We start from the raw sequence: 26,779 nt of genomic DNA on the forward strand, positions 1-26,779 counted from the left end.
CCCGGTCAGCCGTGGTGGCCGCCCTTGTTGTGGCTGCCGCCGGGGTTCATGTGCTCGGAGCCCTCCTCCATGGTCCCGCCGAGGGTGCTCTGGAGCGCCATGACGGTCTTCTCCTGGCCGACGGCGACCCATTTGCGGCCGACGAGGTAATAACCGCCGTAGTCCTTGGCGCTGTTGAGCCATTCCCGCTGGCCGCGGTCGGTGGCGAAGGTGGCGAGGACGTACTTGTCCTCGCCCTTCTTGCAGATGGCCTGACGGATGGTGTCGGCGTCGGTCTGCATGTTCGGCTTGCACTCGGCCTCGGCCGCGATGTGCTCCAGGCTGCCGGTCACCGCCTCCGGCACGGCCGCCTCGTGCTCGCCGCCGGATCCGCAGCCGGCCAGCGCCAGTATCGCCACCGCGCCGCTCAGCGCGAGCATCGGTCGGGTCACCCTCATCTGTTCCTCCGGTCCTTGTCACGGCACGGTCCGGACGCATGCCGCACGGAGCCCTGGCACGAGGCTCTCGCCTTCGATACGGCCGCGGGGCCCGGACTGCTCAAAATCCAGCTGCCCCGGTGGGCACGCCCGTGCGAGGGTGGGCCGGTGAACCAGGACTGGGAAGACCGTGTGGCCGCCCTGTGGGCCCGTTTCGACGACTACGCCGAGACGGAGGAGGACGAGGCCCGCTTCCGCGCCGATGTCGACGCCCTCGTGGCCGAGCTGCCCGAGGGCGGCCCGCTGGGCCCGTTCGAGCAGGCCTGCGCCTGGGACTCGACCGGCCACTCGGACCGGGCGGTCCCGCTGTACCGGCAGGCGCTGGACCGGGGTCTGGCGGAGGTCAGTCCCTACAAGGCCCGGCGGACCGCGATCCAGCTGGCCAGCTCGCTGCGGAACACCGGCCGTGCGGAGGAGGCCGTGGCGCTGCTGACGCCCGAGCTGGACGCGCCGTCGGACGAGCTGGACGACGCCGTGCGCGCCTGCCTCGCCCTGTGCCTGTCCAGCCTCGGCCGGGACCGCGAGGCCCTGTCGCTGGCGCTGGGCGCCCTCGCCCCGCACCTGCCGCGCTACCAGCGGTCGATGGCGAACTACGCCCGGCTGCTCGTCGAGCCCGCCGAGCGGCCGGTGGCCTGAACCTGCCGCGCCCGTGGCGCGGTCAGGTGACCATCCACCGATTCGCTCGTTCTGCTGAACGTGCAGTCACAGGATGTCGCCCAGCGCCCCGCACCCTCCTCCCCCGCCGGCCCGGTCGTCGACGTCGAGCAGGCCGAGGCCGCCCTCGTCGAGCACTATCCACGACTGGTCCGGCTGGCCTACCTGGTGCTGCCGCCCGGCCTGGGCCGCAGCAGGCGCGTTCTGACCGCACACGCCCTCACCCAGCGCGCGCTGCCCCGCAACCGCACCCCGGCGCCGGTGATCCCGGCCCAGTCCACCGGCCGGGACGGCGACCCGGGCTACGCCCTGGTCCGGCTCCAGGTGCTGCGCACGGCCCTGGAGGCGGGGCTGCCGCTGCGGCTCAGGGCCTGGCCCAAGCGGTCCCAGCTGCCGCCCCTGCTGCCGCAGGTGTGGGGCCTGAAGCTCTTCCCGCGCTCCGGCGGCGCCGACGAACTCGCCCTGGACCAGCGGCTGTCCACGCTGTCGGGCCCGGCCCGGGCCGCGTACGCGCTGCGCGGCCTGGAGCGGCTGGGCGAGGACGGTGCGCGCAAGGTGCTCGCGGCCGCGGGCGTCGCCGACCCGGACGGTGCGCTGCTGGAGGCCGGCGGCGTCCCCGAGCAGTTCGGCCTGCTCGACTCGCCCGAGTTCGACCCCTGCTCGCTGCAGGCCCGGCCCACCGACCTGATGCGGCGCCGCCAGCACCTGAAGGCTGCGCTGGCGGCCGGGGCGGCCCTGCTGGTGTGCGGGGCGCTGCTCGGGCTGCCCGGCGAGGGCTGGGGCCCCGACGGTGCCGCCGCCCCGCCGTACGCGCGGAACCCGGCCGCCCAGGCCGCCCTCGACCCGGCGAAGCTGACCCGGGTCTCCCCCGACGCCTGGCGCATCTCGGCGCGCACCGACTTCTCCGTGTGGCCCGCCCGGGGCGACCTCACCGGCGACGAGGCCCTGCTGCGCCGCGCGCTCGCGGTCTGGGCCCGCCCCGGTGGGACGGTCCAGGTCTCGGCGACGCCCGGCACCCCGTCCGGCGGCCCGGCCGGTCCGCCCCAGCTGCTGTACGCGGGGACGGTCGACGCCGCACGCGTGGTGATCCTGTACGACGGTCTGCGCATCGCCCGGTACGCCGAGCCCAGGGACGGCACGCAGGGCGCCGCCCTCGACTTCGCCCGCGTCGACGGGGCTTCCCGGGGCGAGGCGGGCGCGGTGGTCCTGGGCCGGGCCGACGGCAACGTCCGCTATCTGACGGCCCCCTGGGTCGAGAAGGCGGCCGAGCGGGATCTGCTGAAGCCGGGCGCGGGCGCGATGGACCTGGCGCTCACCGACGGGGTGACGGCGCCGCTGGCCAGCCCGGCCCTGCGCGGCGGCCCCTGCACCTCCTGGAACGTGCTGCAGCTGACCGACGGCGGCCGCAGCCGGCTGCTGACCGACCTCGGCGAACTGGTCCCGGCGCGGCTCACCGCCGGCCGCCCGGGCTCCCCCGGCGAGGTGTCCGGTGCCGCGGCGCTGCGCACCTGGCAGCCCTTCGCGTGCTCGCTGGGCACGGTCCGCTCGGCGGGAGTGCGGACCGTCAACGCCTGGTCGTTCAACGCGCAGCCGCTGCCCGACGCCAGCGGTTCGGCGGCGTGGGTGTGCACACGGGCGGAGACCTGGCGGGGCGGCGGGGCGCGGGTGCTGGCGCAGTTCCACACGCCCGGCGGGGCCCAGGGGGCGGTGGCGGCGCAGGCCGAGAACGTCCCGGCGTGCGGAGCGCGGGATCCGCAGGTGCTGGCCGGGGTGCTGTGGAAGTCGAAGGCGGGTGGCTGGTACCTGCTGGCCGCGGGCAACCGGGCGACCGCCTCGATCCGGGCGACGGGCGGGGTCGAGGGTTCGGCGCGGGGCAGTCTGCTCACCGTCCCGGCCGAGCAGGGCGCGCAGGCCGAGTTGAAGGGCACGCTGAAGGACGGGCGCCCGGTCGGCGGGCTGCGCTGACCGGCTGACTCCGTGACGGCCCGGGAGTCCCGGGCGCGTCTCGGCGATCGAACCGGACCGTTGACGGCCGGAATCGATCGGTAAGGTGTTCGTATGACTACCGGGGTACGCCGCAGGATGGGAGTCGAGGAGCGACGGCAGCAGTTGATCGGCGTCGCCCTCGAACTGTTCAGCCGCCGCTCGCCCGACGAGGTCTCGATCGATGAGATAGCGTCGGCCGCGGGCATCTCACGGCCGCTGGTCTACCACTACTTCCCCGGCAAACTCAGCCTGTACGAGGCCGCGTTGCAGCGGGCCTCGGACGATCTGGCGGCCCGGTTCGTGGAGCCGCACGAGGGTCCGCTGGGGGCCCGGCTGCTGCGCGTGATGCGCCGCTACTTCGACTTCGTGGACGAGCACGGGCCCGGTTTCTCCGCCCTGATGCGCGGCGGCCCGGCGGTCGGGTCCTCGACGACGAACGCGCTCATCGACTCCGTACGGCAGGCCGCGTATGTCCAGATCCTTTCGCACCTGGGCGTGACCGATCCGCCCGCGCGGCTGGAACTGGTCGTGCGGTCCTGGATCTCGCTCGCCGAGTCGACGGCGCTGATCTGGCTGGACGGCCGGCGCATCCCGCGCGAGGAGCTGGAGCCGCAGCTCGTCAACGACTTCGCCGCGCTCGCCGCCGTCAGCGCCGCCCACGACGAGGAGATGGCGGCGCTGCTGCGCCGCATCATGAAGGACGAGCCGGCCGACGGCCCGTTCGCGGACCTGGCCGGCCGGCTGCTGGCGCTGGCGACCTGAGGGCGCTCAGCTCTCGGACTTGGCGTACGACGGGTCCAGGTCGCGGACCTCGGCGGACGCGTGCAGCGCGACGCCCGCGGCGGGCTTCAGGTGGCTGCGCAGCAACTCCAGCGCGGCCTGGGTGAGCCGGGCCTTGGTCTCGTCGGTGCGGCCGGCGAGCAGCGCGATGTGGACGTGCACATGGGCGTGTCCGGTGGTGTCGGGGCCGACCACGATGTCCTCGGTCCGGCGGAACCGGGTCTTGCAGGCCGGCGGCTTGGCCGCCGCGATCTCGACCGTCGCCTCGTGCAGCGCCCTGGCGAAACCGGGCCGGTCGAAGCCCTCCGCGAGGTCGGCGGAATAGTCGACGGTGATCTGCGGCATCAGCACTCCTGTTCCAGGTCGGTGCGCTCACCCTAGCCGCAGACGGGGCGGACCGCCGGTCGCGGTCCGCCCCGCCCCGTGCGTTATCCCGCGGTCCGGGAGAAGACCGCGACCGTGCGCGCCGGAACGGTGAACGTGCCGGACTTCTCCGCGTAGGCGGAGGACTTCACGGTGGCGTCGGCCCCCGCCGCCTGCACCGGGTGCAGCCGGTAGCCGGTCCCGGCCAGGGCGGCCACGCGCTGCTCCTGCCGCTCCGGGGTGGCGTTGAAGACGACGACGAGGTCACCGAGCCGCATGGTGATCACGCCGGGCGTCTCGTCCGTGCCGGACAGCGGGAAGGAGAGCCGGGACTGCACCTGCTCGGCCGTGCCGAGGGAGAAGTCCCGTTCGGCGGCGCGGATCCGCAGCAGGTCGCGGTAGGCCGCCGAGGCCCCCTCGATCTGCTCGCAGCCCACCCGGACCGTGCTCAGCAAGGGTTTGGCGTACGGCCACTTGTCCGCGTTGTCGGCCGCCATGGGCAGTCCGCGGCCGAAGCCGTTGCCGTCGCGGCAGTCCCAGTGGACGGCGTTGAACCAGTCGCCGCTGTCGTAGGAGTTGCGGTCCAGGGACTTGGAGCGCAGCAGGTCGCTGCCCGCCTGGGAGAGGGCCGGGCCCTGCGAGAGGGTGGCCGTCGCCATGGCCAGGACCTGCATCCGGGCCCGGTCGGAGGCGTTCACCGAAGCGGGCAGCTTGAAGGCGAGCGCGTCGAACAGGGACTCGTTGTCGTGCGCGTCGGCGTAGGCGAGGGCGTCGCCGGGGGCGTCGGCGTAACCGGCCGGGGCGCCGTTGTAGTCGACCTCGGAGCCCCTGACCTGCTTGCCGCCGGTGTCGGTGAAGGTGTACCGGGCGAGGTTGCCGCTGAGCCCGACCTTGATCAGGTCCTGGTAGTGCAGCAGCCGGGCCTTCTGCTCGGCCGGGGTGCCGTTGGCCTTCGAGGAGTTGGGCTCCGTGTACAGCCCGGACGCGAAGCCCTGGACGCCGGGGTCCTCGTCGAAGGGGCCGCCGCCGCGCACGGCGTCGCGGGCCCGGTCGGAGAAGGTGGCGATGCCGGTGCCGGCCATGTTCTTCTGCGTGGCCTGCACGAACCGGGCGTCGTCGGCGACCTCGCCGAAGTTCCAGCCCTCGCCGTAGAGGATGATCTTCTTGCCGTCGACGCCGTCCTTCGCGAGGGTCAGCTCGTCCAGGGCCTTGCGCACGGCCAGGATGTTGGCCTTCGGGTGGTGGCCCATGAGGTCGAAGCGGAAGCCGTCGACCTTGTACTGCTTGGCCCAGGTGACGATCGAGTCGACGACGAGCTTGCCCATCATGGCGTTCTCGGTGGCGGTGTTGGCGCAGCAGGTGCTGTTGGCGACCGAGCCGTCGGCGAGCAGGCGCTGGTAGTAGCCGGGCACGATCCGGTCGAGGACGCTCGTCCGCTCCTGGCCGGCGGCCGCGGTGTGGTTGTAGACGACGTCCATGACGACGCGCAGGCCGTCGTCGTTGAGGGCCTTGACCATCCTGCGGAACTCGACCGTGCGGGCGGTGCCGTCGGGGTCGGTGGCGTAGGAGCCCTCGGGGACCGTGTAGTGGTACGGGTCGTAGCCCCAGTTGTAGGCGTCCTTCGCGGCGATCTTCCCGACGCACTCCTGCTGCTTGTCGGAGTCGGCCGGGTGGGAGGCCAGATCGCAGTCGGTGCGCGCCTGGTCCGCCTTCCTCTCGGGGATGGTGGCGATGTCGAAGGCGGGCAGCAGGTGCACGTAGGAGGTGCCGGCCTCGGCCAGCTCGCGCAGGTGCCTGCTGCCGTCGCTCGCCGTGTCGGTGAAGGCGAGGTAGGTGCCCGGGTGCTTCGCCGTGCGGTCCTCGACGGAGAAGTCCCGGATGTGCAGTTCCTGGATCTGGGCGTCCCGCAGCGGTACGGCCCTGGGCTTGGTGTAGGTGGACCACCCGGCCGGCTTGAGGGCCTTGTCGTCCAGGTCGACGACGAGGCTCCGCTCGGAGTCGGTGGTCAGGGCGAGGGCGTAGGGGTCGGTGACCTTGTTGGTGACGACCTTGCCGGCGCTCGGGGCCCAGACCTTCACGACGTAGCGGTAGGGCTTGTTCTTCCAGGACGCCGGGCCGGTGACGGACCAGACGCCGGTGGCGGAGTCACGCCGCATCGCGGCGGTCGTGCCGCCGATCTCCAGGGACACGGACTGCGCGGTGGGCGCCCACACGGCCAGCGTGGGGCGGCTCCCGGAGAACGTCGGCCCCAGGTCGGCACCGGTCGCGTCGTAGAGGTCGTCGAGGACCCCGGCGAGCTGGACGCCGGTCGCCGCGAGGACGGCCCCGTTGGAGGCGTGCTGGGTGGCGACGACCTGGCCGCGCAGGGCCTCGCGGACCCGGTCGCGGTCACGGGGGTCGACGGTCCAGGCGTCGTACTCCTTCAGGTGCGGGAACTTCGCCTTCTGGGCGTCGGTCAGCTCACCCTTGGACAGGCGCAGCCACTTCGCGTCGCCGGTCAGCGCGCCGTCCTCGACCTTGATCGAGCCGTCGCGGGAGTACTGCAGCTGCGTGGAGGCGGCGGCCTCGGAGCCGTTCCAGGCGAGGGTGTTCCGGTCGATCCAGACCGCCTTGGAGGTGGTCGGGTCGAGGGCGGCGGCGCTGCCCGCGGGCTGCGGGAGCAGGTACTTCTCCTGGCCGCTCACCAGCCACACCTCGTGGCCGTTCGCCTTGAGGTCGAGCGACTGGTCGCCGGGCAGGTCCTTCTCGTCGCCCTTGTGGAGGATGTAGCTGAGGCTGGTGGCCCCGTCGGTGAGCGGTACCTCGAAGACTGCGCCATAGGCATCAGTCTCGACCGGCTTCAAGGGGTTCGACCAGTCGGTGGGGTCCGCGGCGCCGGTCCACACGTGCAGGCCCCAGCCGTCGTAGTTCCCGTCGGCCCGGTGGTAGTGCAGGACCGCCTTGCTCCTGTCGGGCGCCGGGTAGGCGGGCCGCTCGGTGGTGACGGTCTCCTTGCCCTGCTCGATCCAGATCTCGCCGGTCCTGGTGACGTCGATCGTGCGGTCGGTGGAGACGTCCTTGGTGCCGTCCTTGTCGATGACGAGGAAGCCGACGTTCGAGGCGCCGGGCTTGAGCTTGACCCAGGCGAAGGCGCCGTAGGCGTCCCGGCCGGTGAAGGGGTGGCTCTTGGGCCACTCGGTGGCCTCTCCCTCGGCGAGGTCGCCCCAGGCGTACAGGCCCCAGTCGGCGTAGTCGCCGTCCGCGCGCTTGTAGTGGACGATCGCGTAGTCGCGGGAGGACGCGGTGGGCGGCTCCTGGACGGGCGGGGTGCCGGTGGTGGAGGCGGCCAGGGAACTCGCGGTGCGGCCGGCCGAGTCGACGACGACGGCCTTGTAGCGCAGGGCGGTGCCCGGGGCCACGTCCTTGCCGATGGTGTGGGTGACCTTGTACGGGGCGTGGTCGGCGGAGCCGAGGACCCGCCACGTGCCGTGGCCGGTCTGGGCGGCGAAGACGACCCGGTTCAGCTGCCCGCCGTCGACGTCCGCGGAGATCTCGACGGTGCCGGTGGCGCCGGCCGCTGGGGCCTTGAGGGTGAGGGACGGCACGGTGGCGGGCTTGGCGAGCCGGCCCGCGGCCTTGAGGACGATCGCCGAACCGGCCGGGACCGTCACGGTGAGCTTCTTGTCACCGTCGCTCCTGGCGGAGACGTCGGTGCCGTACAGGCCGCGGAAGGTCATGCCGGCCGATCCGGTCGCGAAGGTCGCGCTCTTCGGCTCGGCGGCGTTGTTGAAGGCGACGACGTACTCGGTGCCGGTTTTCGCGTACGTGCGGGAGAAGGCGTAGACGCCCGGCCCGTCGGCCGCGTACCGCTGCTGCTGGACGCCGTCCGTGAGGGCCGGGTGGGCCTTGCGGAGCTTGGCGAGCGCGCTGATCTGCCGGTAGAGGGGCGCCTTGGTGTCGTAGGCGTCCTCGGCGTGCGTGGCGTCGGTGCCGATGCGGTCGTCGTCGAGGTAGTCGGCGGTGCGCGAGGCGAACATGGTCTGCCGGGCGTCCTTGTCGCCGCCCGCGCCGGCGAAGCCCTGCTCGTCGCCGTAGTAGACGACGGGGTTGCCGCGGCTGAGGAACATCAGCTCGTTGGCGAGCCGGTCCTTTTTCAGCAGTTCGGCGTCGGAGGCCTTCGGGTCGTCCTGCTTCAGGAAGTGGCCGATCCGGCCCATGTCGTGGTTGCCGAGGAAGGTGACCTGCTCGTAGGCGTTCGCCGTGCCGGTCGTGTACTTGTAGTCGTCGCCGAAGACCCCCGCGAGCTGCTGGGCGCTGCCGCCCTGCGAGGCGTACCGGCGGGCCGCTTCCTGGAAGGGGAAGTCGAGGGTGGCGTCGAGCCGTCCTTGGGTGACGTAGGGGGCGGTGACGTCCGTGTCGGCCGAGTAGACCTCGCCGAACATGAAGAAGTCGTCCCGGCCCCGCTTCGCGGCGTACGCGTCGAGGGCGGTGGCCCACTGCGTCCAGAACTCCATGTCGACGTGCTTCACGGTGTCGATCCGGAAGCCGTCGATGTCGAAGTCCCGCACCCAGCGCTGGTAGATCCTCTCCATGCCGCTGACGACCTCGGGCCGCTCGGTCCACAGGTCGTCGAGCCCGGAGAAGTCGCCGTGGGTGGAGCTCTCGCCGGCGAAGGTGGAGTCGCCGCGGTTGTGGTACATCGTCGGGTCGTTCAGCCACGACGGGACCTTGACGTTCTTCTCGGCGGCGGCGACGGCCGGGGTGCGCGGGAAGGAGTCGCGGTCGACGGCGGGGAAGTCCCGCCGCCCGTCGGCGTAGTCGGCGTCGTCGAAGGGCCTGCCGTCCTTCGTCAGGTACGGGAAGGCGCCCTTGGAGAGGTAGTCGTAGGACTTCTCCTCGTAGTCGACGACGTCGGCGGTGTGGTTGGTGATGACGTCGAAGAAGACCTTCATGCCCTTGTCGTGGGCCTTGTCGATGAGGGTCTCGAGGTCCTCGTTGGTGCCGAAGTGCGGGTCGACCTGGGTGAAGTCGGTGATCCAGTAGCCGTGGTAGCCAGCGGAGGCGTTCGCGCCGGTGCCCTGCACGGGCCGGTTCTTGAAGATCGGGGCCATCCACAGGGCGGTGGTGCCCAGGCCCTTGATGTAGTCGAGCCGCTCGGTCAGGCCCTTGAGGTCGCCGCCCTGGTAGAAGCCCTTGTCGGTGGGGTCGTAGCCGGTCGACAGGCGCGAACCGGTCAGGCCGCCCTTGTCGTTGCGCGGGTCGCCGTTGGCGAAACGGTCCGGCAGGACGAAGTAGAACTGCTCACGGGTGGCGTCGTGGCGGGCCGGCTGGGCGGCCAGCGCGGCATCGGACGGCGGTGCCGGCGGGGTGGCGGCCCCGGCGGCGAGCGGCTGGACGAGTGTGGCGGCCAGGGCGGCGGCGGTGACCGCCGCGACCCGTCCGGCACGGGCGGTTCGGCGCCTGGACGGCACCGGCCATCTCGGTATCACAGATGGGCTCCTAGCGATTGCGGCTCTCTCGGGTCCGACCCCGCGCGACCGTATCGCCGCCGAAACCTTTACAGCAAGAGTTGTGAAACCATTGGAAAGAACTTTCAACGACCGGAGTCGGCCCGGCACGGCGGCCCCGGCCGCCACGCGGGGTGGCGTTCGGGGCCGCGCGCACGGGAGTCGCGGCTAGCAGCCGGACTTGCCCGCGTAGATCGCCAGGGCGGTGTTCGAGCCGAGCGTGGCGGTGAACTGGCCACTGGCGTTCACCGTCACCGGCGTGTTGTTCTGCACGTTGCAGTACGTCCCCGCCGGCAGCGAGGTCTGGTAGGTCCGGGTCAGGGAGCCGGACTCGTGGTTGATGGCCACGAAGCCCTTGCTGCCCCGGCCGAAGGCGATGGCGTCGCCGCCGTTGTCCCACCAGTTGGTGACCGCCTGGCCGCGCGTGGCGTTGCGGAAGGCGACCATGGACTTGATCTCCGGCCAGTTGTGCTGGCACTTCCAGCCGTCCTGCCAGCAGGCGTTCACCTGGCCGCCGTTCGGCGGGCCGGCGTCGTGGTCGGTGAACTCGTAGCCGGAGTTGATGTCCGGGGCGCCGTAGGGCCAGGCCAGCATGAAGACGTTGGCCAGGGTGTAGGTGGCGCCGTCCTTGTAGCTGAGCGTGGAGCCGTTGCGCTCGGTGTCGTGGTTGTCGACGAAGACCCCGGAGACACCGCTGTTCATGTAGCCCCAGCCCTCGCCGTAGTTCTTCAGGTAGGCGAGGTTCTCGTTGATGAAGACCCGCTTGAGGTCGAAGGCGTAGCGGAACTCCTGGACGTCGCCGTTGCCGGTGTACTCGGCGGGCTGGACGGCCTCGCCGGCGCCGAAGATGGCCTCCTGCTTCCAGTACACCGACGGGTTGCTCAGCCGGGACTTGATGTTGGCGAGGTCCCCGGCCGGCATGTGCTTGGCCGCGTCGATGCGGAAGCCGTCGACGCCGAGGGAGAGCAGGTCGTTCAGGTACCCGGCGATGGTCCTGCGGACGTAGTCCTCGCCGGTGTCGAGGTCGGCGAGGCCGACCAGTTCGCAGTTCTGGACGTTCCCGCGGTCCTGGTAGTTGCTGATCTGCGCGGTGCAGTTGTCGAAGTCGTACGAGGAGTACAGGCCCGGGTAGTTGTACTTCGTGTACGACGAGCCGCCGGTGCCGGTGCCGCTGCCGGCCGACATGTGGTTGATGACGGTGTCGACGACGACCTTCACCCCGGCCGCGTGGCAGGTGTTCACCATGTTCTGGAAGGCCGCGCGGTCCCCGAGCCGGCCGGCGATCCGGTAGCTCACCGGCTGGTACGAGGTCCACCACTGCGCGCCCTGTATGTGCTCGGCAGGTGGGGAGACCTGCACGTAGCCGTATCCGGCGGGGCCGAGGGTGGTGGTGCACTCGCGGGCGACGGAGGCGAACTTCCACTCGAAGAGGACGGCGGTGACGTCCTTGGTGCCCGGCGGGGAGGCCTGTGCGCTCGTCGGGTTCATGACAACCGCAGCCGCGGCGAGCGCGACGGCGGCGGAGAGGTGTCTGCGTGCCATGTGGGGTTTCCTTCTTCGTTGAAGGTTCTTGCTGCAAGGTTCAGAAACCTTGCGGTGACGCAGATGTTAAAGGCCCGCCACCCGAAAGGGCAGCGGGCCGTACGAAATTCAAAGAAAAAATCAGGCCGTGGTCGCGGTGCTCCACCACACCGTGGTGTCGGCGGGCACCTTCGCCTCGTCGTCGACCTGCACGATCTCACTGCTCGCGACGAGCACCCGGCCGTACGCCGGCAGCGCCACCGACTCCGAGGTGGTGTTGGCGACGCAGACGAACTCCCCGCGCCGGAAGGCGAGGACGCCCTCGGGCGCGCGCAGCCACTCCACGGACGTGCCGGCGCCGAGGTCGGGCTGCGCGCGGCGCGCGGCGAGCGCGGCCCGGTACAGCTCCAGCGTCGAGCCGGGCACGCCGGTCTGCGCCTCGACGCTCAACTCGCCCCACCCCTCCGGCTGCGGCAGCCAGCTGCCCCCGTCGCCGAAGCCGTACGACGACCCGGTCCTGGTCCACGGGATCGGCACCCGGCAGCCGTCGCGGAAGCCGTCCTGGCCCGCGCCCCGGAAGTACGCCGGGTCCTGGCGCACCTCGTCGGGCAGGTCGACGACGTCGGGCAGGCCGAGCTCCTCGCCCTGGTAGACGTAGGCCGAGCCGGGCAGTGCCAGCATCAGCAGGCTCGCGGCCCGGGCCCGGCGCAGGCCGAGCTCCCGGTCACCGGCCAGCCGGATCTGGGTGCCGAGGCCGGGCGGGTTGGCGAACCGGGTGGCGTGCCGGGTGACGTCGTGGTTGGACAGCACCCAGGTGGCCGGGGCGCCGACCGGGCGCATGGCCTCCAGGGTGCGGTCGATGACCTCGCGCATCTCGGCCGCGTCCCAGTGGGTGCTCAGGTACTGGAAGTTGAAGGCCTGGTGCAGCTCGTCCGGGCGGACGTAGTGCGCGGTGCGCTCGATGGTCGGCGTCCACGCCTCGGCGACGAAGATGCGTTCACCCGCGTACTCGTCGAGGATCAGCCGCCACTGGCGGTAGATCTCGTGCACCCCGTCCTGGTCGAAGAACGGCATGACATCGTTGCCCAGCAGCTTCACCTGGTCGTGGGATCCCAGGTCGGGCAGACCGTCCGCCTTCACCAGGCCGTGGGCGACGTCGATCCGGAAGCCGTCGACGCCCATGTCGAGCCAGAACCGCAGGATCGAGCGGAACTCGTCGCCGACGGCCGGGTGGTTCCAGTTGAAGTCGGGCTGCTCCGGGGCGAAGAGGTGCAGGTACCACTCGCCGGGCGTGCCGTCGGGCTCGGTGACCCGGGTCCAGGCCGGGCCGCCGAAGATCGACTCCCAGTCGTTGGGCGGCAGTTCGCCGCTGTCACCCTTGCCGGGGCGGAAGTGGTAGCGGTCCCGCAGCGGCGAGCCCGGGCCCTCGGCGACGGCCCGCTTGAACCACTCGTGCTGGTCCGAGGAGTGGTTGGGCACGAGGTCGACGATGATGCGCAGACCCAGCCGGTGGGCGTCGCGGATCAGCGCGTCGGCGTCCAGGAGGTTGCCGAACATCGGGTCGACGGCCCGGTAGTCGGCGACGTCGTAGCCGGCGTCGGCCTGCGGCGAGGCGTAGAAAGGGCTGAGCCACACGGCGTCCACGCCGAGGTCGCGCAGATACGGCAGACGGGTGCGGACACCCTCCAGGTCGCCCATGCCGTCACCGTTGCTGTCGGCGAAGCTGCGCGGGTACACCTGGTAGATCACCGCGTCCCGCCACCAGTCGCGGCGCTTGGCGACGGCCACGGCGGAGGCGGGGGTGGGGGCAGGTGCAGCTGAGTGCTGGCTCATGTCGTCCTTGATGCGTAACTGGGGTGTGGTCATGGGACGTGAGGGGGTACGAGGCGGCCGCGGCACAGCGGGGTCGGATGGGCGCCGCGGCCGCCTCGGGCTGGTGGAGGCCGTTCGGCGACGGCCCGGGGGCGCCGGATCAGCCCTTGGTGCCGCCGGCGGTGAGCCCGGTCACCAGGTTCTTCTGCACGAGGTAGAAGAACGCGGAGACGGGTATCGCGATGAGCACCGCGGTCGCGGCCATCAGGTTGCGCTGGGCGTCGTGCTCGCTGATGAAGCTCTGCAGGCCGACGGCGAAGGTGTACTTCTCGTCGTCCAGCATGAACACGGTGGCGAAGGCGACCTCACCGAAGGCGGTGATGAAGCTGTAGAAGGCGGCCACCGCCAGACCGGGCCGGGCGAGCGGCAGGATCAGCCGGAAGAACGTCCCGAAGGGCGTCAGTCCGTCGACGCGGCCGGCCTCGTCGATCTCGAACGGGATGGTGTCGAAGTAGCCCTTCAGCAGCCAGGCGCAGTAGGGCACCGCGGTGGAGCAGTAGACCAGGACCAGCCCGAAGTAGGTGTCGACGAGCTGCAGGCTCGACAGGATCTGGTACATCGGCACGATCAGCACGGCGATGGGGAACATCTGCGTGCACAGCAGGACCCACATGAACTTCTTGTAGCCCGGGAAGCGCATGCGGGACACGGCGTACCCGGTCGTGGCGGCGATGACCACTCCGATGACCGTGGTTCCCAGGGACACGATCAGCGTGCTCTGCAGCCAGTGGAAGAAGGCGGTCTCCTGCAGCACGAAGCTGTAGTTGTCCAGGGTCATCTTCGACCAGATGCCGCCCGGGTGCAGGTAGTCGTCCTTGTCCGGGCCGAGGGACAGGAAGATCAGCCAGGCGATCGGGAAGAGCGCGATCAGGCTCGCGATGATCAGCAGGCCGTGGGAGAGGAGGTTCCCGGCCGCGCCGCGCCGGCCACGCCGGCGCACGGGGGCGGGCGCGGGGGCGACGGCGGGGACCGGGGTCCCGCCCGCGGACTGCTGGACGGTCGTGGTGCTCATGGGGACTCCTGCCTCAGATCGCGAGCTGCTGCTCATCGCGGTTCAGCCAGCGGCGGTAGAAGGAGGTGAAGACGATCAGGATGCCGAGCAGCAGGATGCCGTAGGCGGCCGACTGCGCGAAGTCGCGCGGCTGCTGTCCGAAGCCGAGCTGGTAGGCCCAGGTGACGAGGATCTGCGCGTCCGGGGCGGTGTTGCCGAACAGCAGGAAGATGATGGCGAACTGGTTGAACGTCCAGATGACGCCGAGCAGCACCACGGTGGAGCTGACCGACCTGAGGCCCGGCAGGGTGACGTAGCGGAACTGCTGCCAGCGGCTGGCGCCGTCCATCTCGGCGGCCTCGTAGAGGGAGGAGTCGATGGACTGCAGGCCGCCGAGCAGGGAGACCATCATGAACGGCACGCCGCACCAGGTGTTGACCATGATCGCGGCGAAACGCTGCCAGAAGGTGTCCTCCAGCCACGCCGGGGTCGGCAGGTGCAGCATCTCCAGGCCGGAGTTGATGATGCCGGAGTCGGCGAGCATGAAGCGCCAGCCGAAGACGGTGACGAAGGTCGGCACGGCCCACGGCAGGATGAGCATCAGCCGGTAGAAGGTGCGCCCGCGCAGCTTCTGGTTGAGCAGCAGCGCCAGGCCCAGGCCGATGGAGTAGTGCAGGGCGACGCACAGGGCCGTCCACACGATCGTCCAGATGAAGTGGGACCAGAAGCGGTCGTAGGCGGTCTCGCCCCACAGGATGTCGGCGTAGTTGTCGAAGCCGATGAACTTGTAGGTGGCCTCGATCTCGTTGACGCCGATCGTCCGGGCCGTGTTCAGGCTGGTCGCGTCGGTGAGCGTCAGGTAGAAGCCGTAGGCCAGGGGGTACAGCACGAGGACGCCGAGCACGACGGCCACGGGCGCGATCATCGCGTAGGCGTACCAGTGCTTCTGGTAGCTGTGCTTGAGACGCCGGCCCAGCCCGGACCGGGGACCGCGGTCACCGCTCCGCTTGCCGGTCGCTCGGTCGATGGCGACTGTCATGTTCGACAACCTTCTTCGCGAACTGGAGATCAGCTGGAGATCAGGGGATACGGCACACAGGCCGACGGCCGCCGGATCCTTCCCCCTCTGTGCTGGAGGATCCGGCGGCCACGGGGCCTACTTGCTGTAGTCCGGGAGCAGCTTGGCGATGGAGGTCTCGGCGCTCTTGAGCCCCTCGTCCAGGGACTTCTTGCCACCCGCGATCGCGAGCAGCTCGTCGTCCAGCGGCGTCCACAGCGAGCTGTACTCGGGCAGCTCCGGCCGCGGCTGGGCGGCGGCGAGGACGCCCTGGTAGCCGGCGATGCCCGGGTCGGCCTTGACCTCGGCGGTGTAGGCGTCGCCGCGCGTCGGCAGCGTGTTGTTCTTCAGCGCGATGGTCTCCTGGGCCTTGGCCGAGGTCATGAACTTCACGAACTTCAGCGAGGCCTCCTGGTGGGCCTTGTCCGAGCCCGCGTACACCGAGAGGTTGTGGCCGCCGGTCGGGGCGCCCGCCTTGCCGCTGGAGCCGGCCGGGACGGTGGCGATGCCCAGGTTGGCCTTGTCCTTGAACGCCGAGCCCTTGTAGAAGTTCGTGATCTCCCACGGGCCCTGGATGATCGAGGCGACCTTGCCGCTGACGAACGCCTCCTGGATGTGGGCGTAGGCGTCGGCGGTGGTGTCGGCCTTGTGCAGACCCTTGCCCTTGAACAGGCTCAGCCAGGTGCCGTAGGCCTTCTCGGCCGCGGGCGAGGTGACCGTGATCTTCTTGGCGCCGACGTCGACGGTGTCGGCGCCCTCGCCGTAGAGGAAGGAGTGGGCGTAGTAGGACTGGGTCGAGCCCCAGTAGCCGTCGACGCCGGTCTTGTCCTTGATGGTGGCGGCGGCCTTCTTCAGGTCGTCCCAGGTCTTGGGCGCCTCGACGCCGGCCTTCTCGAACAGGGCCTTGTTGTAGACCAGGGCCAGGGTGTCCGTGGTGAACGGGACGCCGTAGGTCTTGCCCTCGTACTGGGCCTGCTTGATCAGGTTCGACTGGAACTTGTCCTGCTCGGCGAGGGCGTCGGTGCCGTCCAGCGGCAGGAAGAAGCCCTTCTTGGCGAAGGCCGGGGTCCAGCCGACCTCGGAGCGCAGCACGTCGGGGGCACCCTTGGAACCGGCGGCGGTGTCGAACTTGTTCTGCGCCTGGTCGAAGGGGACGTTGACGTACTTGACCTTGACGTCCTTGTTCGCGGCCTCGAACTCCTTGACGAGGGCCTTGTAGGTAGGCGCCTCGTTGGTGGCGTTGGAGGTGTCCCACCAGGTGATGGTCACGGGACCGTCGGCATTGTCGCCGCTGTCGCTTCCGCCGCACGCCGTCGCTGCCAGGGCGAGGGACGCCACCAGCGCGGTGGCCGCTATGCCACGCCGCATGAGTTCTCCTTGAGGGTGAAGCCCGTTGTGCTGCCGACTGCGCCGTTGGCCGCCGGGCGACGGTGACATTAACCTCGCCGCAACGTGTTGCGAAAGACCTTGCAGCAAAAAGTTGCAAGAGGTGCGGATGGTTATCCCGCCGTGACCTCTCCTCGATCGCCTTGATCCCTTGATTTACCGCTGTTCGACGGGGAGTCGGACAGTTGTGCAAGACTCTGCAAGCACTTGCCATCCGTTACCGCCGGGGGAATCATCCGTTGCGGAGCGGACGCCGACACGACTTCGAGGGACCGCGATGACCAAGCAACCCGCGACGGGACGCGCGCCGGCCCGCACCCGGCGTCCCGTCGGTGTGCAAGCCGAAGTCCGGCCGCTACAGTCCAGTGCTGTGACCACACGGCTTGCGGACATCGCTTTGCAGGCGGGGGTGAGCGAAGCGACCGTCAGCCGCGTCCTCAACGGCAAGCCGGGCGTCGCCGCCACGACCCGCCAGTCCGTGCTGGCCGCTCTCGACGTGCTGGGCTACGAACGCCCGGTGCGGCTGCGGCAGCGCAGCGAGGGCCTGGTCGGCCTGATCACCCCGGAGCTGGAGAACCCGATCTTCCCGGCCCTGGCCCAGGTCATCGGCCAGGCGCTGACGCGGCAGGGCTACACGCCGGTGCTGGCCACGCAGACCCCGGGCGGCTCGACCGAGGACGAGCTGACCGAGATGCTGGTCGACCGCGGTGTCGCCGGCATCATCTACGTCTCCGGGCTGCACGCGGACACCACCGCCGACATGCAGCGCTACGACCGGCTGCGCGCGCAGGGCGTGCCGTACGTCCTGGTCGACGGTTTCTCGCCGAAGGTGCAGGCGCCGTTCATCTCCCCCGACGACCGCGCGGCGATGAGCCTGGCCGTGACGCACCTGGCGTCCCTGGGGCACACGCGGATCGGACTGGCGCTGGGGCCCAAGCGGTTCGTGCCCGTGCAGCGCAAGATCGAGGGGTTCGTGCGGGCCATGCAGGAGCAGTTGGGCCTGGGCGCCGAGGCCGTCGAGTCGGAGCTGGTGCAGCACTCGCTGTACACGCTGGAGGGCGGACAGGCCGCCGCCGTCGCCCTGATGGAACGGGACTGCACGGCCGTGGTGTGCGCCAGCGACATGATGGCCCTGGGCGCGATCCGGGCGGCCCGGCAGCGCGGTCTTGACGTGCCGAAGGACATCTCCGTGGTCGGGTTCGACGACTCCCCGCTGATCGCCTTCACCGACCCGCCCCTGACGACCATCCGCAAGCCGGTCCCGGCCATGGGGCAGGCGGCGGTGCGCACGCTGCTGGAGGAGATCGGCGGGACGCCCGCCCCGCACAGCGAGTTCGTGTTCATGCCGGAACTGGTGGTACGCGGTTCGACCGCGTCGGCGCCCGGGGACCGGATGCGCTCGTGAGGTTCGCGGCTTGATGTCGCCGTAGGACATGCGGCCCGGGCCGAGCCGCGGGATGATCGGTGGGGAAGTCCTTTTCTGGCAGACTTTGTGCCTATGGGTGATGTGACCGTGACGCAGCCGGAGGGCCTGGAAGCGGCCCTCCCGCCCCCCGTTGCGGCCGATCGGGAGCCGGGTGCCCTGCACCGGCTGCGCAGCCCGCGCCGACCCCGCTTCTGGTTCGAGATCCTGCTGATCGCGGTGAGTTACTGGACGTACTCGCTCGTCCGCAACGCCGTGCCCGAGCAGCGGGCCGAGGCCCTGCGCAACGCCGACTGGATCTGGCAGGCCGAGCAGCGGCTGGGCATCGCCGTCGAGGAGACGGTCAACCACGCCGCCAACTCGGTGACTTGGCTCATCATCGGGATGAACTACTACTACGCGACGCTGCACTTCGTGGTCACGCTGGGTGTGCTGGTGTGGCTGTACCGTCGCCACCCCGGCCGGTACGCGGCGACCCGCCTGGTGCTCTTCGCGACCACCGCCGTCGCCCTGGTCGGTTACTACCTGTATCCGCTCGCGCCGCCGCGGCTGATGAACGGCGGCGACTTCGTCGATACCGTCATGGTCCACCAGACCTGGGGCTCCATGGCGTCCGGCGACCTGAAGAACATGTCCAACCAGTACGCGGCGATGCCGTCGATGCACATCGGCTGGTCCGTGTGGTGCGGGTTGACGATCTTCGCGCTGGCGACGATCCCGTGGGTGCGGGTGCTGGGCCTGCTGTACCCGGCGCTGACCCTGGTGGTGATCGTCGCCACGGCCAACCACTTCTGGCTCGACGCGGTCGGCGGCGTGCTGTGCCTGGCCTTCGGGTTCGGAACGGCCCGGCTGTGGTACGGCCGGCTGCCGTACACGCTGCCGAAGGTGGTGCCGGCGCGCGAACCGGCGGAGACCTCCGGCAGGGGCACGCCGGCGGAGCGGACCAGGTCCTGACGGCCCGCCCACCCGGCACGACCCGGCACACCGGGCGTCCGCCCGGCTACGGCGCGGACACGAGGCGCTCGACGGCCGCCGCCACCAGGCGCTCGCGCTCCTCCTCCGAGAAGACGTCGGGCAGGGTGAGTTGCTCGACGATGAGCCAGTTCAAGGTCAGGATCAGCAGTTTGACGGCCATGGCGTCGCCGGGGAGGCCGGAGGCCTCGTGGTGGGCGATGTTCGCGTCGATGTCGGCGCGGACCCGCTCGGTGAGGACCTTGCGCAGTTCCGGGCGGCGGGTGGCCTCCAGTCGCAGTTCGAGCAGGGCGAGGTAGCCGCTGCGGAAGGCGGCGACCCGGCCGACGATCTCCCGCATCACCTCCGCATAGGCTTCCCGGTCGCGCCCGGCCGGACGCCGGTCGGCGCTCGTCTCTTCCAGGGACTGCAGCCGCTCGTAGACCCGGGCACCGGCCTGGGTCAGTACGTCGTCCCGGTTGGCGAAGTAGTTGGACGCCGTCCCGGCGGGCACGCCGGCCTCGGTGTCCACCGCCCGGAACGTCAGGCCCCGGGCACCCTCCCTGGCCAGGACCTCGATCGCCGCGTCCACGAGGGCGGCGCGCCGCTGGTCGTTCCGTCTCACCATTGACACCACTCCAGACGTAGTACTAACTTCAGAGCACTACATACAGAGTACTACGGATGGAGTCCATCACGTGCGAAAGCTCGTCTACTTTGTCGCTCTCACCCTCGACGGCCGGATCGCCGGCCCCCGCGGCGAGTACGACTTCTTCCCGGCCGGTGACGAGGAGCAGAGCGCGGCCTACGGCGCCTGGGTCAACGCCCTGTACCCGGAGACCGTCCCGACCGCCTACCGCGCCGCCGTCGGCCTCACCGACGCACCCAACCGCCACTTCGACACCGTCCTCATGGGCCGCACCACCTACCGCGACCCGAACGGGAGCACCAGCCCGTACGGGCACCTGCGCCAGTACGTGGTCTCCAGCACCCTCGAAGCGGACGTCGACCCGGAGGTCACCGTCGTGCCGCGCGAGCCGCTCGCCCTCGTCCGCGCGCTCAAGCGGGAGCCGGACACCGGCTTGGACATCTGGCTCTGCGGCGGCGGCAAGCTGGCCGGGGCCCTGCTGCCCGAGATCGACGAGCTGGTGGTCAAGAGCTACCCGGTCGTCGCCGGCGCGGGCACCCCGGCCTTCGACGGCGCCTTCGATCCCACCGTGTTCCGCGTCGCCGAGCGCACCGCCTTTCCCAACGGCGTCACCCTCACCCGCCTCGCCCGTCGCTGAGCCAGTCGTGGCCCGAGGCGGGAGCGCCCCGGGCGGAGGCGGGTCAGCGTTCGGCGATGCCGTAGAACAGCTCCTCCACCACGCCGCGTGCCCGGCGGGCCGTGCGGCGGTAGGCGTCGAGCATGTCGCCGACGTGGCCCGGGTTGTAGCCCAGGTACCGGCCGACGGCGGCCAGTTCGCGCGGGTCGGAGGGGAACGTGTCGCCGGCCCGGCCGCGTACCAGCATCACCGCGTTGCGGACCCGCGTCGCCAGGACCCAGGCCTCGTCGAGCGTCGCGGCGTCCTCGTCGGTGATGAGCCCGGCCGACCGGGCGGCGGCCAGGGCCTCACGGGTGCGGGTGGTGCGCAGACCGGGTTCCCGGGCACCGTGCCGCAGCTGGAGCAGCTGCACGGTCCACTCCACGTCGGACAGCCCGCCCGGGCCGAGCTTGGCGTGCAGCTTCGGGTCGGCGCCGCGCGGCAGCCGCTCCCGCTCCATGCGGGCCTTCAGCCGCCGGATCTCCCGCACGGCCTCGTCGCCCAGACCGTCCGCCGGGTAGCGCAGCGGATCGATCAGCTCGACGAAGCGGCGCCCCAGGTCCTCGTCGCCGGCGACCGGCTCGGCCCGCAGCAGGGCGTGCGACTCCCAGGTCAGGGACCACCGGCGGTAGTACGCCGCGTACGAGGTCAGGGTGCGCACCAGCGGTCCCGACTTACCCTCCGGGCGCAGGTCGGCGTCGATGAGCAGGGGCGGGTCGGCGCTGGGGATCTGCAGCAGGCGGCGCATCTCGGAGACGACCTTGTTCGCCGCCTGGGACGCCTCCCGCTCGTCGACGCCCTCGCGCGGCTCGTGCACGAACAGCACGTCCGCGTCGGAGCCGTAGCCCAGTTCATGGCCGCCGAACCGGCCCATGCCGATGATCGCGAACCGGGTGGGCAGCTCGTCGCCCCAGCCGTCCCTCACGACCGCGCGGAGCGTGCCGGCCAGGGTCGCGGCGGTCAGGTCCGACACCGCCGCCCCGACCCGGTCCACCAGGGCGCCCTGGTCGGCCTCGGCGGGCTGCTCCTCGGTGCCGTAGGAGCCGACGATGTCGGCGGCGGCCGTGCGGAACAGTTCGCGGCGGCGCACTCCGCGCGCGGCCGTGACCGCCTGGGCGGCTCCGTCGGCCCGGTTCACCGCGGCGCGTATCTCCTGCTCCAGATGGGCCCGCGGCCGGGGCTCCAGACCGCTGCCGTCCCCGTCGCCGAGCAGCGCGACCGCCTCGGGCGCCCGCATCAGCAGGTCGGGGGCGAGACGACCGGCGGACAGCACCCGGGCGAGGTTCTGCGCGGCGGCGCCCTCGTCCCGCAGCAGCCGCAGGTACCAGGGCGTCTTGCCGAGGGCGTCGGACACCTTGCGGAAGTTGAGCAGGCCCGCGTCCGGATCGGCCGAGTCGGCGAACCAGCCGAGCAGCACGGGCAGCAGGGTGCGCTGGATGGCGGCCTTGCGGGTGACGCCGGAGGCCAGCGCCTCCAGGTGGCGCAGGGCGGAGGCCGGGTCGGCGTACCCGAGGGCGACCATGCGTTCCCGGGCCGCCTCGGCGCTCAGCCGGGCCTCACCGGTCGCGAGCTGGGCGACCGCGTCGAGCAGCGGCCGGTAGAACAGCTTCTCGTGCAGCCGGCGCACCACGGTGGCGTGCCGCCGCCACTCGCGGTGCAGCTCGGCGACCGGGTCGGTGCGCAGGCCCAGGGAACGGCCGATGCGGCGCAGCTCCGCCTCGTCCTCCGGCACGAGATGGGTCCGCCGCAGCCGGAACAGCTGGATGCGGTGCTCCAGGGTGCGCAGGAAGCGGTAGGCCTCGTCGAGCTGCGCGGCATCCGCCCGGCCGACGTAGCCGCCGGCGGCGAGGGCCTTGAGGGCGTCGAGGGTCGTGCCGCTGCGCAGCGAGGTGTCGGCGCGGCCGTGCACGAGCTGGAGCAGCTGCACGGCGAACTCGACGTCCCGCAGGCCGCCCGGCCCCAGCTTCAGCTGGCGGTCGACCTCGGCGGCGGGGATGTTCTCCACGACCCGGCGGCGCATCTTCTGCACGTCCGGGACGAAGTTCTCGCGCTCGGCGGCCTTCCACACCAGGGGCTGCACGGCGTCGACGTACTCCGCGCCGAGCTCCGGGTCGCCGGCGACCGGGCGGGCCTTGAGCAGCGCCTGGAACTCCCAGGTCTTGGCCCAGCGCTGGTAGTAGGCGAGGTGGCTGGCCAGGGTCCGCACCAGGGGGCCGTTCCTGCCCTCGGGTCGGAGGTTGGCGTCGACGGGCCAGATGGAGCCCTCGACGGTGGTCTCCGAGCAGATCCGCATCATGTGCGAGGCCAGCCGGGTCGCGGCGCGGATCGCCTTGGTCTCGTCGGCCCCCTCGGCGGCCTCCCCGACGAAGATGACGTCGACGTCGGAGACGTAGTTCAGCTCGTGGCCGCCGCACTTGCCCATCGCGATGACGGCGAGCCGGCACAGCGCGTCGTCCTCGGGCGCGGCGGCCCGGGCGAGGCCGAGGGCCGCGCGCAGGGTGGCGGTGGCCAGGTCGGCGAGTTCGGCGGCGGACTCGGCGACGCCGGTCGTGCCGCACACGTCGCGGGCGGCGATGGACAGCAGGCAGCGCCGGTAGGCCACGCGCAGCGTCACCGGGTCGGTGGCCTGCGCGAGGGAGGCCTCGAACTCCGCCACCCCGGGGTGCAGGTCCCGCGCCTCGTAGGTCACGAGGGCCTGCCAGTCGTCCGGGTGCCGGGTGAGGTGGTCGGCGAGGGCGGTGGAGGCGCCGAGGACGCCGAGGAGCCGGTCGCGCAGCGGCTTGGCCGAGATCAGCGTGTCGAGCAGTTCCCGGCGGGCGCCCTCGTGCGGCTGGGCCTCCAGCAGCCGGACGAGGCCGAGCAGCGCGAGATCGGGGTCCGCGGTCGCGCCCAGCGCGTCCAGCAGCACCGGGTCGTCGCGCAGGGGCGCGAGCTCGACGCTGTCCAGGAGCCGCTCGGCGGCGGAGGCGTCGGTGAAGCCGTGCCGCAGCAGCCGTGTGAAGGTACTGCTCCTGCGCCCCGGGGCCGCCGTCATCCGGGCCTCCCTCGCACTCTTTCTCGGGCCTGCATCGGATCAAGGTCGTACGGCTTTGAGCCTAACCGCAGGTCCCGGGGGAAGCGCCGATGAGTTCGGCAGGCGGACGGGGTCCCCCTGGAGAGGACCACAGGCCTGGCGGTTTCCCCATGACCACCCCGCACCCGCGGACCCGCCCGCACCGGCGGTACAGCGGCAAGACGGCCTCGGCCGCGGCCTGGGAGGAGGCGCGGGCCCGGCTCGTGGCGGCCGAGCTGTTCCGGATCTCGACCGTACGGCCGGACGGACGCCCGCACGTCGTGCCGACCACAGGTACCAGGGCTACGGCCTGGTGGTCGAGGGTGGGGCGGTGCGGGTGACGGACGAGGCGCGGCTACGGCACCTGGCCACCGGGTGGGAGGAGAACTACGGCGGCTTCCGGCACGTCGAGGTACGGGAGGGCCATTTCCACCACGGCCCGGGGCGCGCGGCCGTCTACTCGGTGGCGCCGCGGACCGTTTTCGGCTTCGGTGAGGGGGAGCCGTTCAGCCGGACGCGGTGGCCGTTCGACCGACGCCCGGCGCCCGGCGCCGATGCCGCCCGACGAAGGAGTCACGCCGTGGACATCACCCTCGAAGTCATCCCGCTGCCCGTGACGGACATCGACCGGGCCCGGGACTTCTACCGGGACAAGGTCGGCTTCCACGTGGACATCGACCAGGAGGTCATGCCGGGGATGCGGATCGTCCAGCTGACGCCTCCGGGTTCCGGCTGCTCGATCGCCCTCGGCGACTCGCTCTGGGAGATGACCCCGGGCCCGACCCCGGCCCCCGGCTCCTACCAGGGCCTGCAGCTGTGCGTCGCGGACATCAAGGCGGCGCACGCCGAGTTCGTGGCCCGCGGCCTGGAGATCTCGGAGCCGGTCCAGTACACCCCGGACGACGGCGCCACGTTCATGCACTTCCAGGACCCGGACGGCAACGGCTGGGCGGTGCAGGAGTACCGGCGGCGGGCGTCGGAGCCGCTGCACGAGCTGCTGGCGAACCAGAAGCGGCAGCGGGAGGCCTGAGGGGCGGGGTGCGGTCCGACCGGTCAGGAATCGAGAAGCGGCACGCGCGGGCCGCCCGTAGCGTCGCGGTCATGACCTCCATCGCACGCGTCACCCTCGAAGTGGCCGACCCCGCCGCCGCCGAACGCTTCTACGCCACCGCCTTCGGCCTGGACGGCCAGCTGGGCCTGCGGGCCTCCCAGGCGCCGACGACCGGCTTCCGCGGTTTCACGCTGTCCCTCGTGACCTCCCAGCCGGGCAACGTCGACGCCCTGGCCGAGGCGGCCGTGGCGGCCGGTGCCACGACGCTGAAGCCCCCCGCGAAGTCCCTGTGGGGCTACGGCGGCGTGGTGCAGGCCCCGGACGGCACGATCTGGCAGCTCGCCTCGTCGTCGAAGAAGGACACCGGCCCGGCCCGGCGGGAGTTCGACGAGATCGTGCTCCTGCTCGGCGTGGCGGACGTGAAGGCGTCCAAGCGGTTCTACGTCGAGCACGGCCTCGCCGTGGGGAAGAGCTTCGGCGGCAAGTACGTCGAGTTCGAGACCGGGCCGGGCCCCGTCAAGCTGTCGCTCTACAAGCGCAGCGGCCTGGCCAAGGTCGCCGGCGTCTCCCCCGACGGCACCGGCTCCCACCGCCTGGTCATCGGCGGCGACGCCGGGGCGTTCACGGACCCGGACGGTTTCGCGTGGGAGGCATCACCGCAGACGGCGTCGCTGTGACGGCCGGGGCCCGGACAGAGCCTTCGGAGGGGGCCGACGGTCCGCGACCGCCGGCCCCCTCCGCCGAGTCGGCGGGAAACCCGCCTCGGCCTGCCCTTACAGCGCCGGAAGGTTCTTCCGCAGCTCGAACGCCGTGACCTCGCTGCGGTACTCCTCCCACTCCTGCCGCTTGTTGCGCAGGAAGAAGTCGAACACGTGCTCGCCCAGGGTCTCGGCGACCAGGTCGCTGCGTTCCATCAGGGTCAGGGCCTCGCCCAGGTTCTGCGGGAGCGGCTCGATGCCCATCGCGCGGCGCTCCGCGTCGGACAGGGCCCAGACGTCGTCCTCCGCGCCCGGCGGGAGTTCGTAGCCCTCCTCGATGCCCTTGAGGCCGGCGGCCAGCAGGACGGCGTAGGCGAGGTAGGGGTTCGCACCGGAGTCGAGGGAGCGGACCTCGACGCGGGCCGAGCCGGTCTTGCCGGGCTTGTACATCGGGACCCGGACCAGCGCCGAGCGGTTGTTGTGGCCCCAGCAGATGTACGACGGCGCCTCGCCGCCCGCGCCCGCCGTGCGCTCCGCGCCGCCCCAGATGCGCTTGTAGGAGTTGACCCACTGGTTGGTGACCGCGGAGATCTCCGCCGCGTGCCGCAGCAGGCCCGCGATGAAGGAGCGGCCCACCTTGGAGAGCTGGTACTCCGAGCCCGACTCGTAGAACGCGTTGCGGTCGCCCTCGAAGAGGGAGAGGTGGGTGTGCATGCCGGAGCCCGGGTGCTCGGAGAACGGCTTCGGCATGAACGTGGCGTGGACGCCCTGCTCCAGCGCCACCTGCTTCATGACCAGGCGGAACGTCATGACGTTGTCGGCCGTGGAGAGCGCGTCGGCGTACCGGAGGTCGATCTCCTGCTGGCCGGGCGCGCCCTCGTGGTGGGAGAACTCGACCGAGATGCCCATCGACTCCAGCATCGTGATGGCCTGGCGGCGGAAGTCCATGCCGACGTTGGTCGGGGTGTGGTCGAAGTAGCCGGAGTTGTCGGCCGGGGTGGGGCGGGAGCCGTCCAGCGGGCGGTCCTTCAGCAGGAAGAACTCGATCTCCGGGTGCGTGTAGAACGTGAAGCCCAGGTCGGAGGCGCGGGCCAGGGCGCGCTTGAGCACGTAGCGCGGGTCGGCGAAGGACGGGGAGCCGTCCGGCATGAGGATGTCGCAGAACATGCGCGCCGTGCCCGGGGCCTCGGCGCGCCAGGGCAGGATCTGGAAGGTCGACGGGTCCGGCTTGGCGATCATGTCGGACTCGTAGACCCGGGCGAAGCCCTCGATCGCGGAGCCGTCGAAGCCGATGCCCTCGTCGAACGCCTGCTCCAGCTCGGCCGGGGCCACGGCGACGGACTTGAGGAAGCCCAGCACGTCCGTGAACCACAGGCGTACGAACCGGATGTCGCGCTCCTCCAACGTCCGGAGCACGAACTCCTGCTGCTTGTCCATCTTCCGCTTCCCCATCCTTGCTGGTCAGGCCGCCTGTCTTCCGTACCACGGGAGGCGGTCGGGCACCTGAGCATCCCACCACACCACCATTTCGTACGCGTTGCGGACCATGATCGCCCGACCCGCGGGGACCGGACGACCCGCGTACGGCGGGTGGACTGCTCTTCCGCCCATGGTGCCTGCTCGCGCCGACATCCGTAACGGCCGGTCCGCTTCGCTCCCCCGGCCCCTAAAGTTGCATCTCATATGCAACTTTAATTAGCGTGCGCGCAGTCGAGTCGTGAGGAGCCC

At 71.3% G+C, this 26,779-nt stretch carries 19 protein-coding genes and 1 pseudogene; 9 read left to right on the plus strand and 11 right to left on the minus strand.

The features are described 5' to 3' along the window. Positions 1 to 5: 5 nt before the first annotated feature. Entirely contained in the window at positions 6 to 437 is a 432-nt protein-coding gene (locus ACPXCS_RS07205; RefSeq protein WP_425945324.1) for a hypothetical protein, read from the minus strand. A 147-nt stretch (positions 438 to 584) separates the two neighbouring features. On the opposite strand from ACPXCS_RS07205, the gene ACPXCS_RS07210 reads away from it, so the two are divergent. The 3 genes from ACPXCS_RS07210 to ACPXCS_RS07220 all read left to right on the plus strand — a co-directional run bounded on the left by ACPXCS_RS07210 (position 585) and on the right by ACPXCS_RS07220 (position 3,878). Then, positions 585 to 1,112 (plus strand): tetratricopeptide repeat protein, encoded by a 528-nt coding sequence (locus ACPXCS_RS07210; RefSeq protein WP_425945323.1) that lies wholly within the window; start codon positions 585 to 587, stop codon positions 1,110 to 1,112. 60 nt (positions 1,113 to 1,172) lie between these two features. Further along, a complete protein-coding gene (locus ACPXCS_RS07215; protein WP_425945322.1) occupies positions 1,173 to 3,095 on the plus strand; it encodes a hypothetical protein in 1,923 nt (640 codons plus the stop codon). 93 nt (positions 3,096 to 3,188) lie between these two features. Next, the gene (locus tag ACPXCS_RS07220) at positions 3,189 to 3,878 is read left to right on the plus strand and encodes a TetR/AcrR family transcriptional regulator (protein WP_425945321.1); all 690 of its coding nucleotides are present in this window, start codon (positions 3,189 to 3,191) and stop codon (positions 3,876 to 3,878) included. Positions 3,879 to 3,884: 6 nt separating this feature from the next. On the opposite strand, the gene ACPXCS_RS07225 is transcribed toward ACPXCS_RS07220, so the two are convergent. The 7 genes from ACPXCS_RS07225 to ACPXCS_RS07255 form a co-directional block, all read right to left on the minus strand. Further along, positions 3,885 to 4,241, minus strand: coding sequence for a 5-carboxymethyl-2-hydroxymuconate Delta-isomerase (locus ACPXCS_RS07225; protein WP_425945320.1), 357 nt, complete (start codon positions 4,239 to 4,241; stop codon positions 3,885 to 3,887). Positions 4,242 to 4,324: 83 nt separating this feature from the next. Beyond that, the gene (gene pulA / locus ACPXCS_RS07230; RefSeq protein WP_425945319.1) at positions 4,325 to 9,727 is read right to left on the minus strand and encodes a pullulanase-type alpha-1,6-glucosidase; all 5,403 of its coding nucleotides are present in this window, start codon (positions 9,725 to 9,727) and stop codon (positions 4,325 to 4,327) included. A gap of 186 nt (positions 9,728 to 9,913) precedes the next feature. Next, a complete protein-coding gene (locus ACPXCS_RS07235) occupies positions 9,914 to 11,287 on the minus strand; it encodes an alpha-amylase (protein ID WP_425945318.1) in 1,374 nt (457 codons plus the stop codon). 120 nt (positions 11,288 to 11,407) lie between these two features. Further along, the gene (locus tag ACPXCS_RS07240; protein WP_425945317.1) at positions 11,408 to 13,099 is read right to left on the minus strand and encodes a glycoside hydrolase family 13 protein; all 1,692 of its coding nucleotides are present in this window, start codon (positions 13,097 to 13,099) and stop codon (positions 11,408 to 11,410) included. 139 nt (positions 13,100 to 13,238) lie between these two features. Continuing rightward, complete coding sequence (locus tag ACPXCS_RS07245; protein WP_425945316.1) at positions 13,239 to 14,150, minus strand: sugar ABC transporter permease; 912 nt, start codon at positions 14,148 to 14,150, stop codon at positions 13,239 to 13,241. A gap of 13 nt (positions 14,151 to 14,163) precedes the next feature. Further along, positions 14,164 to 15,168: a carbohydrate ABC transporter permease gene (locus ACPXCS_RS07250; RefSeq protein ID WP_425945315.1), complete on the minus strand. Its 1,005-nt coding sequence runs from the start codon at positions 15,166 to 15,168 to the stop codon at positions 14,164 to 14,166. A gap of 117 nt (positions 15,169 to 15,285) precedes the next feature. After that, entirely contained in the window at positions 15,286 to 16,554 is a 1,269-nt protein-coding gene (locus ACPXCS_RS07255) for an extracellular solute-binding protein (protein ID WP_425945314.1), read from the minus strand. 388 nt (positions 16,555 to 16,942) lie between these two features. Between ACPXCS_RS07255 and ACPXCS_RS07260 the strand changes: the two genes are divergently transcribed. Both ACPXCS_RS07260 and ACPXCS_RS07265 read left to right on the plus strand, forming a co-directional pair. After that, positions 16,943 to 17,977 (plus strand): LacI family DNA-binding transcriptional regulator, encoded by a 1,035-nt coding sequence (locus tag ACPXCS_RS07260; protein WP_425945313.1) that lies wholly within the window; start codon positions 16,943 to 16,945, stop codon positions 17,975 to 17,977. A 93-nt stretch (positions 17,978 to 18,070) separates the two neighbouring features. Then, positions 18,071 to 18,949: a phosphatase PAP2 family protein gene (locus ACPXCS_RS07265; protein ID WP_425945312.1), complete on the plus strand. Its 879-nt coding sequence runs from the start codon at positions 18,071 to 18,073 to the stop codon at positions 18,947 to 18,949. Between the two features lie 46 nt (positions 18,950 to 18,995). Here the strand turns inward: ACPXCS_RS07265 and ACPXCS_RS07270 are convergent, their stop codons facing one another. Continuing rightward, complete coding sequence (locus ACPXCS_RS07270; RefSeq protein ID WP_425945311.1) at positions 18,996 to 19,574, minus strand: TetR/AcrR family transcriptional regulator; 579 nt, start codon at positions 19,572 to 19,574, stop codon at positions 18,996 to 18,998. A gap of 70 nt (positions 19,575 to 19,644) precedes the next feature. Between ACPXCS_RS07270 and ACPXCS_RS07275 the strand changes: the two genes are divergently transcribed. After that, positions 19,645 to 20,232: a dihydrofolate reductase family protein gene (locus ACPXCS_RS07275; protein ID WP_425945310.1), complete on the plus strand. Its 588-nt coding sequence runs from the start codon at positions 19,645 to 19,647 to the stop codon at positions 20,230 to 20,232. 43 nt (positions 20,233 to 20,275) lie between these two features. On the opposite strand, the gene ACPXCS_RS07280 is transcribed toward ACPXCS_RS07275, so the two are convergent. Continuing rightward, positions 20,276 to 23,284 (minus strand): bifunctional [glutamine synthetase] adenylyltransferase/[glutamine synthetase]-adenylyl-L-tyrosine phosphorylase, encoded by a 3,009-nt coding sequence (locus ACPXCS_RS07280; protein ID WP_425945309.1) that lies wholly within the window; start codon positions 23,282 to 23,284, stop codon positions 20,276 to 20,278. Between the two features lie 149 nt (positions 23,285 to 23,433). On the opposite strand from ACPXCS_RS07280, the pseudogene ACPXCS_RS07285 reads away from it, so the two are divergent. The 3 genes and pseudogenes from ACPXCS_RS07285 to ACPXCS_RS07295 all read left to right on the plus strand — a co-directional run. Beyond that, positions 23,434 to 23,831: pseudogene (locus ACPXCS_RS07285) on the plus strand (pyridoxamine 5'-phosphate oxidase family protein); the annotation flags it as partial. Positions 23,832 to 23,882: 51 nt separating this feature from the next. Continuing rightward, positions 23,883 to 24,332 (plus strand): VOC family protein, encoded by a 450-nt coding sequence (locus ACPXCS_RS07290; protein WP_425945395.1) that lies wholly within the window; start codon positions 23,883 to 23,885, stop codon positions 24,330 to 24,332. A gap of 71 nt (positions 24,333 to 24,403) precedes the next feature. Further along, positions 24,404 to 25,030 carry a glyoxalase gene (locus ACPXCS_RS07295; RefSeq protein WP_425945308.1) on the plus strand — a complete coding sequence of 209 codons (627 nt, stop codon included), beginning with the start codon at positions 24,404 to 24,406 and terminating at the stop codon, positions 25,028 to 25,030. A gap of 96 nt (positions 25,031 to 25,126) precedes the next feature. Here ACPXCS_RS07295 and glnA read toward each other — a convergent pair whose 3' ends face one another. Continuing rightward, on the minus strand, positions 25,127 to 26,488 hold the full coding sequence (glnA, locus tag ACPXCS_RS07300; protein WP_114257364.1) for a type I glutamate--ammonia ligase: 1,362 nt from the start codon (positions 26,486 to 26,488) through the stop codon (positions 25,127 to 25,129). Positions 26,489 to 26,779 lie beyond the last annotated feature (291 nt).

The organism is Streptomyces sp. DT190 (assembly GCF_049846985.1).
Taxonomy (GTDB): domain Bacteria; phylum Actinomycetota; class Actinomycetes; order Streptomycetales; family Streptomycetaceae; genus Streptomyces.